Origin of the sequence: Streptodolium elevatio (assembly GCF_040649515.1) — a bacterium.
GTDB classification, from domain to species: domain Bacteria; phylum Actinomycetota; class Actinomycetes; order Streptomycetales; family Streptomycetaceae; genus Yinghuangia; species Yinghuangia elevatio.
This window is the reverse complement of record NZ_JBEZFP010000125.1, coordinates 15,412-27,720: the sequence shown is the minus strand read 5'-3', so window position 1 is coordinate 27,720 and position 12,309 is coordinate 15,412. Positions and strand designations below refer to the sequence as shown.

Annotated in this window: 12 protein-coding genes; 4 read left to right on the top strand and 8 right to left on the bottom strand. The window is 70.5% G+C overall.

Annotation, left to right across the window (positions count from 1 at the left end):
* Nucleotides 1-47: 47 nt before the first annotated feature.
* Nucleotides 48-248 carry a hypothetical protein gene (locus AB0C36_RS33975; protein ID WP_358361961.1) on the bottom strand — a complete coding sequence of 67 codons (201 nt, stop codon included), beginning with the start codon at nucleotides 246-248 and terminating at the stop codon, nucleotides 48-50.
* Between the two features lie 129 nt (nucleotides 249-377).
* Here AB0C36_RS33975 and AB0C36_RS33970 point away from each other — a divergent pair, with 129 nt between their 5' ends.
* The gene (locus AB0C36_RS33970) at nucleotides 378-818 is read left to right on the top strand and encodes a hypothetical protein (protein WP_358361959.1); all 441 of its coding nucleotides are present in this window, start codon (nucleotides 378-380) and stop codon (nucleotides 816-818) included.
* Between the two features lie 82 nt (nucleotides 819-900).
* On the opposite strand, the gene AB0C36_RS33965 is transcribed toward AB0C36_RS33970, so the two are convergent.
* The 4 genes from AB0C36_RS33965 to AB0C36_RS33950 form a co-directional block, all read right to left on the bottom strand.
* Nucleotides 901-2,271 (bottom strand): dicarboxylate/amino acid:cation symporter, encoded by a 1,371-nt coding sequence (locus tag AB0C36_RS33965; RefSeq protein ID WP_358361956.1) that lies wholly within the window; start codon nucleotides 2,269-2,271, stop codon nucleotides 901-903.
* A gap of 420 nt (nucleotides 2,272-2,691) precedes the next feature.
* Nucleotides 2,692-3,141, bottom strand: coding sequence for a DUF4229 domain-containing protein (locus AB0C36_RS33960; RefSeq protein ID WP_358361954.1), 450 nt, complete (start codon nucleotides 3,139-3,141; stop codon nucleotides 2,692-2,694).
* 150 nt (nucleotides 3,142-3,291) lie between these two features.
* Entirely contained in the window at nucleotides 3,292-4,455 is a 1,164-nt protein-coding gene (gene mqnE / locus AB0C36_RS33955; protein WP_358361950.1) for an aminofutalosine synthase MqnE, read from the bottom strand.
* A gap of 53 nt (nucleotides 4,456-4,508) precedes the next feature.
* A complete protein-coding gene (locus AB0C36_RS33950) occupies nucleotides 4,509-4,970 on the bottom strand; it encodes an Lrp/AsnC family transcriptional regulator (protein WP_358361947.1) in 462 nt (153 codons plus the stop codon).
* A gap of 147 nt (nucleotides 4,971-5,117) precedes the next feature.
* Between AB0C36_RS33950 and AB0C36_RS33945 the strand changes: the two genes are divergently transcribed.
* Nucleotides 5,118-5,249: a hypothetical protein gene (locus AB0C36_RS33945; protein ID WP_268823073.1), complete on the top strand. Its 132-nt coding sequence runs from the start codon at nucleotides 5,118-5,120 to the stop codon at nucleotides 5,247-5,249.
* Nucleotides 5,250-5,355: 106 nt separating this feature from the next.
* On the opposite strand, the gene AB0C36_RS33940 is transcribed toward AB0C36_RS33945, so the two are convergent.
* Nucleotides 5,356-6,099, bottom strand: coding sequence for a UbiX family flavin prenyltransferase (locus AB0C36_RS33940; protein WP_358361945.1), 744 nt, complete (start codon nucleotides 6,097-6,099; stop codon nucleotides 5,356-5,358).
* Nucleotides 6,100-6,374: 275 nt separating this feature from the next.
* On the opposite strand from AB0C36_RS33940, the gene AB0C36_RS33935 reads away from it, so the two are divergent.
* The gene (locus AB0C36_RS33935) at nucleotides 6,375-7,355 is read left to right on the top strand and encodes a hypothetical protein (RefSeq protein WP_358361942.1); all 981 of its coding nucleotides are present in this window, start codon (nucleotides 6,375-6,377) and stop codon (nucleotides 7,353-7,355) included.
* A 56-nt stretch (nucleotides 7,356-7,411) separates the two neighbouring features.
* Here AB0C36_RS33935 and mqnP read toward each other — a convergent pair whose 3' ends face one another.
* A complete protein-coding gene (mqnP, locus tag AB0C36_RS33930) occupies nucleotides 7,412-8,314 on the bottom strand; it encodes a menaquinone biosynthesis prenyltransferase MqnP (RefSeq protein WP_358361940.1) in 903 nt (300 codons plus the stop codon).
* 67 nt (nucleotides 8,315-8,381) lie between these two features.
* Nucleotides 8,382-9,833, bottom strand: coding sequence for a menaquinone biosynthesis decarboxylase (locus tag AB0C36_RS33925; protein WP_358361939.1), 1,452 nt, complete (start codon nucleotides 9,831-9,833; stop codon nucleotides 8,382-8,384).
* Between the two features lie 221 nt (nucleotides 9,834-10,054).
* Here AB0C36_RS33925 and AB0C36_RS33920 point away from each other — a divergent pair, with 221 nt between their 5' ends.
* Nucleotides 10,055-12,307, top strand: coding sequence for a DUF4139 domain-containing protein (locus AB0C36_RS33920; RefSeq protein WP_358361936.1), 2,253 nt, complete (start codon nucleotides 10,055-10,057; stop codon nucleotides 12,305-12,307).
* Nucleotides 12,308-12,309 lie beyond the last annotated feature (2 nt).

Below are 12,309 nucleotides of genomic sequence, written 5' to 3'. Positions count from 1 at the left end.
CGGTCCCCTACGGCATGGGGGGAACGGGGCCGCTTGCTGTGTGCTCGTCAGACTGAGACCGGCTCCCGACGGTCAGTCTGCGCGGGCACGTTCTTGGGGGTGTCGACGGGGTCGGACGGGTCGTCGTCCTTGTCTTCGATGTCACACGGGTTGTTGTATTTCTCCAGGTCAAGCGTGCCGTTGCGGGCGGCCACCGGGACAGGTGTTGCAGTTTGGCCTGCGACGTTGGTCTCGCCAGGCATCGCCACGGCAGCGACCGAAGATGAGGGTCTGTAGGCTCACCGGCCATGTTCGAGTGATGGAAGGTCCTGCCGGACAGTGAGCGCCTTCAGTGGACACTCGATCCATTTATCCGGGTGGGTCCACTGCACTTTGGCATGAACCCTGATGAAGTGGCTGACGCACCGGGCGATGTCACCACGCGCTCTCAGCGGTACCAATGGCAAAGCGGTGCTGGACGGGTGATCGGGTGGCACGAGGAGATCGGCTTGACGTTGTACTACGGGGTGGACGAACGTCTGCGCGGCGTTGCCGTCGACGCACTGTGCGGGCCGCAAGTCGTTGCTGACGGCATGGCTTTGGTGGCACGTGCTCCTTCGGCGGTGGAGCGATGGATGCTCGAACGCGCCGAGAAGTACGAACCATGCACAGAGCTGTTGTATATGAGCGCGGGCGTCCCAGGATCTGAGTCGCTCGGTGTGGTGGTCAGTGCCCAGAGGGCTGGCGATCACCTTTTGACACGGCCGGTCTTTGTGCCCGCTGAAGGCATGGATGACGTCTCTGCCTTCCTCCCTGAACAAGTGTGGGTTGTTCAGTGAACTAGCGTCAGGCGTCGCGTATGAAGCGGCCCCGGGCTCTCCACGACACGGAGAGAGCACGGGGCCGCTTGGGGGGTGACCGTCAGACTGAGACCGGCTCCCGACGGTCGGTCTGGGCGGGCACGTTCTTGGTGGTGTCGACGGGGCCGGACTCGTCGTCGTCCGGGGCGTCGATGTCACGCGGGTTGTTGTACTTCTCCAGGTCGAGCGTCTTCTCGCGGGCGGAGACCAGGACCGGGACGACCGCCTGACCGGCCACGTTGGTGGCGGTGCGCATCATGTCGAGGATCGGGTCGATGGCGAGGAGCAGGCCGACGCCGGCGAGGGGCAGGCTCAGGGTGTCGAGGGTGAGGGTGAGCATGACGATCGCGCCGGTGAGCCCCGCGGTGGCGGCGGAGCCGATGACGGAGACCAGGACGATGAGGAAGTAGTCCTGGAGGTCGAGGCTGATGCCGAAGTACTGGGCGACGAAGATCGCGGCGAGCGACGGGTAGATCGCGGCGCAGCCGTCCATCTTCGTGGTGGCGCCGAACGGGACGGCGAAGGAGGCGTAGTCCTTGGGGACGCCGAGGCGTTCGACGGAGCGCTGGGTGACCGGCATGGTGCCGACCGAGGAGCGGGAGACGAACGCGAGCTGGATCGCGGGCCACGCGCCCTGGAAGAAGCGCAGCGGGTTGACCCGGCCGACGGTCGCGATCAGCAGCGGGTAGACGAGGAAGAGCACGATGGCGCAGCCGATGTAGACGTCGGCGGCGAAGGTGCCGAGCGGCTTGAGGGAGTCCCAGCCGTACGTCGCGACCGCGGTGCCGATGAGGCCGGCGGTGCCGATCGGCGACAGGCGGATGACCCACCACAGGGCCTTCTGCACGATTTCGAGGACGATCTCGGCGGCGTTGATGACCGGGTCGGCCTTCTTGCCGACGGACAGGATCGCCGCGCCGAGCACGACCGCGAGGAACACGATCTGCAGGACCTGCGGCTTGGGGCCGAAGGCGCCCACGATGTTGGTCGGCACGATGCCGGTGAGGAAGTCGAGCCAGTCGCCGTTCGAGATGCCCTCGGGGGCCTGCTCCGGCTTCGGCAGGTCGACGCCCTGGCCCGGGTCGGTGAGCAGGCCGAGCGTGATGCCGATGGTCACCGCGATGAGCGACGTGACGAAGAACCAGAAGAGCGTGCGCAGTGCCAGGCCCGCGGCGTTGTTGACGTTCCGCAGGTTGACGACCGACACCAGGACGGCGGTGAAGACCAGCGGCGGGACCGCGAGCTTGAGGAGGCGGGTGAAGATGTCGCCGGTCTGCTCAAGGGTGGTGGTCAGCCAGTCGACGCCGCCGTTCTTGGCGATGAAGCCGAGGCCGATGCCGATGGCGAGGCCGATGAACGTCTGGGCCCAGAAAGGGACCTTGGGCAGGGATCGCTTGCGCACGCCATTGGGCGCGACGGTGTTCTGAGACAAGGGGGAGCTCCTGAAGCGGCCGGCTCGGGCCGTCTGGGCCCGGTGCGCCGGGCACCGTGCAGAACGGGACGGGGTGACGACCGCTTCAGGCCTGACGTGGCATGTGGGGAACGGGGACTGTGTTCGTCCACCGGTCAGGTGCGGGGGTGGGACCCGAGGGGTCCGGCCGCGCCGCGAAGCGGTCGGGCGGCGTGCGTGTGCGGTACGCGGATTCGTGCGTGTTTCGCGTACCGGTCAGCTGACGCCGGCGCCGCTACACAGTGCGGTGGCGCATCGGCCGAGGTCGACGTGCAGACGCGCCACGAGCGGGAAACCCACCGCCGTGCGCGTCGCATACGTGTCGCCTGCACCGAACATGAGGAGGAGTCTAAGCAGTCCATCAGTAAAACGACAAAACCATTACCGGACGAACCTGTCCGCTCACGTGGCGTCGGTGGTCCGCGGAGCGGTACGCGGTGCCGGGCGCGGCGCGGGCCGCGGGGCCGGTGCGGCGTCCGCGACGAGGTGGTCCTCGGCCGCCGCGCCCTCCTCGATCCGGGCCTTCGCGCGCTCCACGCGCTCGACCAGCGCCGCGGACATCGCGTCCCGCTGGCTGTTCAGCAGGAAGTAGCTGACCAGCCCGGACACCGCGACGGCCAGGCCGGCCACCAGGATGGGCGCGCCCTTGCCGCCGATGTCGAGGACGTAGAAGACCGCCCAGATCACCGCGAAGGCCACCGCGAACACCCCGATGCGGTACAGCGTGTAGCGCAGTGCCGGGTGGCTGTTCGACCGCACGCCCGGGCTCGACCGCACGCCGGGGCGCTTCGCGGACTGGACGTCGCCGGGTACGTCGGGCTGGGGCTCGGGCGTGCTGTGCGGTGTGGACACGTTCGGTTCCTTCGGCCGGCGCGGCCCCCGAGGGGCCGCGCAGCGGACACTGCTCCGGAGGGTGCGGCGGAGAGGCCGTACCTTCCGGACATCCAGTACAGCATCCGCGGAAGTCGGACCGGCACGGGGTCGGCCCGGGTCGGACCCGGGTCAGAAGCGCATGGGCTGCGGGACGTCCCGGCGGCCCTGCTCGGGGCCCTCGTACTCGCGCACGATCTCGTACCGCGTGTTGCGCTCGACCGGGCGGAAGCCCGCGTCCCGGATCAGTTCGAGCAGGTCGTCGCGCGTCATCTTGTTCGGCGTGCCGAAGCCGTCGGCGTCGTGCGTGATCTTGTACTCGACCACCGAGCCGTCGAGGTCGTCCGCACCGTGGTTGAGGGCCAGTTGCGCGGTCGACAGGCCGTGCATGACCCAGAAGCACTTCACGTGCGGCACGTTGTCGAACAGCAGGCGCGAGACCGCGAACACCTTCAGCGCCTCGGCGCCGGTCGCCATCGAGGTACGCGCCTGGAGCCGGTTGCGCACGATGCCGTCCCGGCTGTCGTGGAAGTCGTGCTGGTAGCGCAGCGGGATGAAGACCTGGAACCCGCCCGTCTCGTCCTGGAGTTCGCGCAGCCGCAGCACGTGGTCGACGCGGTGCCGGGGCTCCTCGATGTGGCCGTAGAGCATCGTCGACGGTGTCTTGAGGCCCTTCTCGTGGGCGAGCCGGTGGATGCGCGACCAGTCCTCCCAGTGGGTGGCGTGGTCGACGATGTGCTGCCGGACCTCCCAGTCGAAGATCTCCGCGCCGCCGCCGGTGAGCGATTCGAGGCCGGCGTCCATCAGCTCGTCGAGGATCTCCGACGCGCTCAGCCCGGAGATGGTCTCGAAGTGCTGGATCTCGGTGGCGGTGAACGCCTTGAGCGAGACGTTCGGCAGCACCTTCTTCAGCTCGCGCAGCGACCGGGGGTAGTAGCGCCACGGCAGCGTCGGGTGCAGGCCGTTGACGATGTGCAGCTCGGTGATGCCGTCCGGCTCCATCTCCTTGGCCAGCCGCACGGCGTCCTCGATGCGCATCGTGTACGCGTCCTTCTCGCCCGGCTTGCGCTGGAACGAGCAGTACGCGCACGACGCCTGGCACACGTTGGTCATGTTCAGGTGTCGGTTGACGTTGAAGTGGACGACGTCGCCGTTCTTCTTCGTCCGCACGTGGTGCGCCAGGCCGCCGAGCCAGGCGAGGTCGTCGCTCGCGTACAGCGCGATGCCGTCCTCGCGGCTGAGGCGTTCACCGGAGAGGACCTTGTCCTCGATCTCCTTGCGCAGACCGGAGTCCATCGCTCACTACTCCTTGTACGTACCAGGCGAACCAGTCGAAGCTGCCGACGAGCCTACGCCTCCGGCTCGCCCGGCAGATCGGCGGCGCGGTACTCCCACTTCGTCGACAACACGACGGTGGTGCGCGTACGGGCGACACCGCGCGTACCCGACAGCCGCCGGATCACGTGCTCCAGCCCCGCGACGTCCGGCACCCGGACCTTGAGCATGAAGGAGTCGTCGCCGGAGATGAACCAGCAGTCCTCGATCTCCTCGACGTCGCGCAGCCGGCGGCTGACGTCCTCGTGGTCCGCCGCGTCGGAGAGCTGGAGGCCGATCAGGGCGGTGACGCCGAGGCCGAGCGTGACCGGGTCGACCGTGGCCCGGTAGCCGGTGATGACGCCGGCCTGTTCGAGGCGGTTGATGCGGTCGGTCACGCTCGGGCCGGACAGGCCGACCAGGCGGCCCAGTTCCGCGTAGGAGGCGCGGCCGTTGACCCGCAGCGCCTGAATGAGCTTGCGGTCCACCGCATCCATGTCATTCTCCTCGATCGTCCTGCATTTCATTGGACAGATTTCGATCTGTCCCTTAGAATCTAAGGCATCAGAGGGCGCATGACCTGCCAAACCTCTGAAGCGGCAACCACACTCGGCCCGACCGGCCGGCTTAGGGGAGTGAAACCCATGTACACCCTCGAGATGGCGCGAGCGCACATCCAGGAGCTGCACGAGATGGCCGAGCGGTCCCGCCCGGTCGGCCCCCGCCCGACGCTGACCCGCGTCAAGAAGTTCGTCGCCCGCGCCACCGGCCGCTGACCCGGCCGCCCCGGCCCCCCGGGGCGCGTGGCACCAGGCACACCATCACAGGCTCCCGCCTCCGCGGGGGCCTTTGCTGGTCGCGGACGCGACCGGTCCGGGGTCCTCACGGCGGTACGGTCCCCACCGGACCGACCGGCCCGACCGGACCCGCCGGATCCGCCGGATCCGGACGCGCCGCCTCCGCCGCCTCCGCCCGGCGGGCCGCCCCCAAGTCGCCCTCCCAGCGCCGGAAGAGCGTGTGCGGCACGCCGAGCACGTCCAGCACCTTGCCGGCCACGAAATCCACCAGCCGCTGCACGTCGGACGCCCCCGCGTAGAAGGCCGGGCTCGCGGGCAGCACCACCGCACCGGCGTCGTCGAGGCGTACCAGGTGCCGCAGCGTCGTACCGGTGAACGGCGTCTCGCGCGGCACGACCACCAGCGGCCTGCGCTCCTTCACCGTGACGTCCGCGGTGCGCTGCAACAGGTCCTTCGACAGGCCCAGCGCGATGCCGGCCACCGCCGCGGTGCTGGCCGGGACCACGGCCATGCCTTTCGCCGGGTACGACCCGCTCGACGGCCCCGCCGCGAGATCCCCGGCCGCCCAGTACTCCACCCGGTCCAACCCGGCCTCCGCGCCCGGGTCCCGGCCCGCCGCCAGGCCCAGCCACGTTGCCAGGTCGCCGCGCCAGTGCGCGTCGCGGAACGCGATGCCGGTCTCGTCCAGGATCGTCAGCCGCGCGGCCCGGCTCACCACCAGGTCCACGTGCTCGCCGGCATCGAGCAGCCCCCGGATCACGGCCGCCGCGTACGGGGTGCCCGAGGCGCCGGACACCCCGACGATCCACGGTCGGCGCTGTGCATGCATGGCGTCATTCTCCCAACCCGCACACCGGCGCGCCCGCCACCCCTGGCGCACGCCCGCGCAAACCACGTGAAACACCGCAGCCGGCACCCGGGGGCCCACCCGGGTGCCGGTCGACTGTTGACCGGAAACCGTCCGGCCCGCTGGACTGGTGCCGGACGCGGCCGGCGGGGGAAGGCCGCGTACCGCCCCTGCGATCCGGCCGCTCGCCCCCGGCACCACGGAGGACCCACTTGCCCGCGCGCCGCCGCTCCGCCGCAGTACTGATACCGCTCGCCATGTTCGCCACCGCATGCGGCGGAATCGACCAGGACTGGGCCAATCGGGCCAAGGAGGCCGCCGATTCGCCGGTCGGCAACACCGGCGAGTCGAACGTGGGCATCACCGCCGAGCAGTTGCTCGAACGCGTCTCGGAGGCCGACCGCGCGGCCCGGTCGGTGCGCACCGACTTCACCGGGCACTTCTACGGGGTGCCCGTGCACGGCGACACGTCGGTCACCGAGAACGGCGACATCGAGTCGCACCTGACCGTCAAGGACCGCGAGGTCCACGTCCTGGTCGTCGGCGACACCGAGTACACGCGCATGGAAGAGGGGACCAACAAGGTTCTCATCGACATGATCGCCAAGGCCCCCGGCTACGACCCGGAGCTGGAGGAGCCCAGCGAGTCCTTCGTGGAATTCGGCAAGCTCCTGGAAGGCAAGTACCTCAAGGACGAGGCCGTCTCACGCGGCACCGGGCTCCAGTCCTTCGACGCCATCCTCGGCGGTGGCCCGTTCACCAACGGCGACGACTCCGCGGGCGAGAATCCCGACGGCGACTTCGACGAGGACGAAGACGAGTACGGAGGCGGGTACGGAGGCGGGTACGGGGACGACGTCGACCACCAGCTCGGCGACGCGCTCCACATCGACGGGATCGAGGTGATCCCTCTCGTCCTCACCAGCAGGACCCGCGACCTCACGTCCGTCCTCACCATGTACGTGCCCACGCACGGCACCCCCCTGCCCGTGCGCATGACGTCCGACGACGACAACGACGGCAAGGTGGACGCCTCCGTCGACACGCATTACCGGGCGGTCGACCCGGACAGGACCGTCACCGCGCCGGACGAGGACCGGACCGTCGACATGGACACGATCATGGAGGACTTCTTCGGGAGTCCGGGCGAAAGTGACGGCCCCGACGGCCCGGACGACCCGGACGACTACGGGACGGACGAGGACGACGAGGACGACGGCGGCCCGGTCCGCGCCTGACGCCGTCCGCGGGGACGCAGGGGCTCGGGGACGCAGGGGCTCAAGGGCCCAGAGGCTCAGGGACGCAGCCCGCGCACCACCAGGTCGAGCAGCGCGCACACGAACAGCGCTATGCCGATGAAGCCGTTGGTGGTGAAGAACGCCCGGTTCAGCTTGGACAGGTCGTCCGGCTTGACCAGCGAGTGCTCGTAGACGAACGCCGCCGCCACGATCAGCAGGCCGAGCCACCAGAAGAACCCGGCCCCGGTCAGCGCGCCGAACCAGATGAAGAGCAGCGTCGTGATCACGTGCGTGACGCGCGACGCGTACAGGGCGTTCGCGATGCCCCAGCGCGCCGGCACGCTCTTGACGCCGTGCGCACGGTCGGCGGCGACGTCCTGGCAGCCGAAGATCAGGTCGAACCCGCCGATCCAGGTACCGACCGCGAGGCCGAGCACGACGGCGTCCCACGACCATTCGCCGGTCACCGCGATCCAGGCGCCGATCGGGCCGATCGCCTGGGCGAAGCCGAGGATCGCGTGCGGCACGTTCGTGAAGCGCTTGCCGTACGGATAGACCACCATCGGCACGACCGCGAGCGGTGCGAGCGCGAAGCACAGCGGGTTCAGCAGCGCCGCCGCGACCAGGTAGAAGAACAGCGCGACCAGCGCCCCGGTCCACGCCGTGCGCACCGAGACCTTGCCGGTCACCAGCTCGCGCGTCGCGGTACGCGGGTTCCGCGCGTCGATCTCGCGGTCGATGATGCGGTTGCACGCCATCGCGAACGTCCGCAGGCCGACCATGGCGACCGTCACCAGCAGCAGTTCCCAATAGTGCAGGTGCTCGTTCACCTCGAACATCGCGGTGAGCGCCGCGATGTAGGCGAACGGCAGGGCGAAGACCGAGTGCTCGATCATCACCAGGCGCAGGAAGGCCCTTATCGACGAGTCCCCGCCGACCGGAACGGCCGCGGAACTCATCGAACCGTCCCTGTACGTGCGCAGCCGCGCTCGCCCGGCCTACCTGTCGAAACCATGGACACTCCGATCACAGCCCGTACTGCTTCCAACGCCGAGTCACCCGCGCGGCGGTCGCCGGGTCGGACGCCACCATCTCCGGCCAGCCGCCGTCGCGCGTGTAGCCCTCCTCGGGCAGCTTGCGCGTCGCGTCGATGCCCGCCTTGCCGCCCCAGAACTGCTGGTACGACGAGTGGTCGAGGTGGTCCACCGGACCCTCGACCACCGACAGGTCGCGCGCGTAGTCGACGTTGCCGAAGGCCCGCCACGCGACCTCCTGGTAGTCGTGGACGTCGCAGTCCGCGTCGACCACCACGATGAGCTTGGTCAGCGACATCATGTGTGCCCCCCAAATGGCGTGCATCACCTTCTGCGCGTGCTTGGGATACTTCTTGTCGATCGAAACGATCGCGCAGTTGTGGAAACCGCCCGCCTCGGGCAGGTCGTAGTCCACGATGTCCGGCACGATGATCTTGAGCAGCGGCAGGAAGAACCGCTCGGTGGCCTTGCCCAGCGGCCCGTCCTCGGTCGGCGGCCGGCCGACCACGATCGACTGCAGCATCGGCTTCGCGCGCATGGTGACGCAGTCGATGGTCAGCGCCGGGAACGGCTCCATCGGGGTGTAGAAGCCGGTGTGGTCGCCGAACGGGCCCTCGTCGCGCATCACGCCCGGTTCCAGCCAGCCTTCGAGCACCACCTCGGCCTCGGCCGGGACCTGGAGCGGGACCGTCTGGCAGTCGACCATCTCCACGCGCTTGCCCTGCACGAAGCCGGCGAAGAGGTACTCGTCGATGTCGCCGGGCAGCGGCGCGGTCGAGGCGTACGTCACGGCCGGCGGGCACCCGAACGCGATCGCCACCGGCAGCCGCTCGCCGCGCCGCGCGGCCACCTGGTAGTGGTTGCGCGAGTCCTTGTGGATCTGCCAGTGCATGCCGATCGTGCGCTTGTCGTGCCGCTGGAGCCGGTACAGGCCCAGGTTGCGTACGCCGGTCTCCGGGTCCTTGGTGTGCGTCAGCCCCAGGTTGAAGAACGCCCCGCCGTCCTGCGGCCAGGTGTGCAGGGCCGGGATCGTGTCGAGGTCGACCTCGTCGCCCTTGAGCACGACCTCCTGGCACGGCGCGTCCGACACCTTCTTGGGCGGGATGTGCGCCACCGACCCGAGCTTGCCGAACGCCTCGCGCAGACCGGAGAAGCCCTGCGGCAGCTCGGGCTTGAGCAGCCCGCCGATCTTGTCGCCGATCTCCTGGTACGACTTCAGGCCGAGCGCCTTGAGCATCCGGCGGTCGGTGCCGAACACGTTCATCGCCAGCGGCATCGAGCTGCCGCGCACGTTCTCGAACAGCAGCGCGGGGCCGCCCGCCTTGTTCACCCGGTCGGTGATCTCGCCGATCTCCAGGTACGGGTCCACCTCGACCCGGATGCGCCGGAGGTCGCCCTCCTTCTCGAGGGCTTTGAGGAAAGCGCGCAAGGTCCCGTATGCCATGCGCACCAGTATCTGCCACGCCCACCGGACCGACCGCACGGGCATGGGGCCGGATGGTTGGCGGCGGCGCTGCGGTACGCCGGCCCCGTCCGGCGCACACCCGTCCGTGTCCCGTGCCCGTCGCCCCCCGCCCGGCTCTTGGCCGGCTCGGCAGGAACCGAACACGGCGCCCGCGACTCCTCTACGTTGGATGCCATTGCCACACCTCGGGGAGGACGTACATGGCTGTCGCGGTCGAGCCCGACGTGCCCGCACCGGCACCCGCTCAGGCCTTCGGCTCCGCACTCGAATCGGTCGTCGTGTACGCCCAGGGCGCGGTCTGCACCCGCCGCACCCGGTTCACGCTCCCGGAAGGGCACCGCGGGGAGTTCCGGATCCACGTCGGCGACGTGCCGCTGAGCGCGTACCCGCAGTCGCTGCGCGGCACGGTCACCGTGGGCCCCGACGGCCTGCGGGTCGCGGACGTGCGGCCCCGGATCGAAGCGGTCGTGGTCCAACCGCGGGACGTACCCGAGCTGCGGCGCGCCTGCGACGCGGCCGACGAGCACCTGACGCGCCTCAACGCGCGGCGCGCGCGGCTGCACACCGAGATCGAGGCCACCGCGGGGCTGCGCGCGGCACAGGCCCGGCAGCGTCGGGACGACCCGTACCCGCGCCCGGCGGCGGTCGAATCGGTGCTCGCCCTGGCCGACTTCGTGACCGACCGGCTCGACACGCTCCAGACCCGCATGCGCGCGCTGGAGGAGGAATGCAGCCAGGCCGAGCACGACGCACGGGTCGCGCGGCACCGGCTCGACGAGGCGTCCGGGTCGCTGCGCGTCGAGGAGGCCCGCACCACCGGGTCCGCCGTCCTCACCCTCGACCTCGCGGGCGACGCGCCCGCACCCGCCGCTCCCGTCGAGGTGGTCGTGGACCTGGAGTACCAGGTCCCCGGGGCCCGCTGGGTTCCGCAATACCAACTGCGCCTCGACACCGCGATGACCGGCGGAACGCTCGTGATGCGCGCGGCGGTCGCGCAGCGCACGGGCGAGGACTGGACGGGCGTACGGCTCGGCCTGTCGACGGCCGACCTCGACCGCCGCACCGACCTCCCCGAACTGCGCTCGCTGCGCATCGGGCGCCGCCAGGCGGCGCCGGCCCCCTCCGGATGGCGCGAACCCCCGGCCGGGCTCGACGAGTTGTTCGCCGGATACGACGCGGGGACGGCCAAGCGGCGCGAACTCGCCGCGGCGGACGGCCGCTACCTCCCGCCTGACGCCATTGCGTCCAAAACCCTGACCGGCGGTGCCGTGCCGGGTGGTTACGGCATGGCCGAACTCCGGGCGGACCAGGGCTCGTGGATGGACGAGGAGCAGGCGCGCGGCGGCTACCCGCAGGCCGCCCCGATGCCCCCGCCGATGGCGATGCCTTCGGCGCCGATCGCCCCCGGTTCCGCACCTGCCCCACCGCCGCCGCCCGCGCCGCGCATGCGCAGGTCACGCCCCGGCGGAGCGCCGCGCGCGGAGGCCGCGGGGGCACCGCCGCCCGCCCAGGCGTTCGCGGGTGCGGCCTACGGAGGCGGCGGAGCGGAACTCGAACTGAGCGACAACTACATGGAGCGGCTCGACCCCGACGGGCCGGGCGGGGACGCCGCGTCCGCACTTCCCGGTGCCGATCTCCTCGACTATGCGGACCTCGTGCTCACCGGACCGGACGACGTGGCGGCGCGCGGCCGACTGCGGCCGGGCGGCTCGTACGACGCCGCGGCGGTGGAGTACCGCCGTCGCGCCGAGGCGGTCGCCTCGCTGGCGCTGCCCGCGCACGCGGCACGGGTCCGCGAGTCGGCCGGTTCGTACGACTACCGCTTCGACGTCGCCGCGGCGGCCGACGTGGAGTCGGACGGCGGCTGGCACACCGTCCCCGTGTGCACCGTGGAAGTGGGCCTGGAACCGGAGTTCGTCACCGTCCCGTCCGTGGACGAGTCGGTGTACGGCACCGTCCACGTCACCAACGCCTCCGCACACGCGCTGCTCGCGGGCCCGGCGGACGTCAGCGTCGGCGGCGAGTTCCTGATGACCGTCCCGCTGCCGACCCTCGCCCCCGGCGAACGGCAGCGCGTCGGCGTGGGCGTCGTGGAGAGCGTGCAGGTCGCGCGGCGCACGCACATGCGCGAGTCGACGGCCGGGCTGCGCAACCAGACGACCGTGCTGGACCACCGCATCGAGATCGACGTCGCGAACCACCTCGCGCGCGACATCACCGTCGAAGTGCTGGAGCGCGTACCGGTCAGCGACGACAAGGACGTGAAGATCGAGGAGCACGCCGCCGATCCGCAGTGGGAGCGCGACGCCGAGCCGCGCGACGGGCAGTTGGTGCGCGGTGCGCGCGTGTGGCGGCTGCGACTGCCCGCGAACTCGACGCGCACGTTGGTGGGCCGCTACGAAATCCGCATCCCCGGCGGCAAGTCCGTCGTCGGCGGGAACCGGAGGGCATGAGC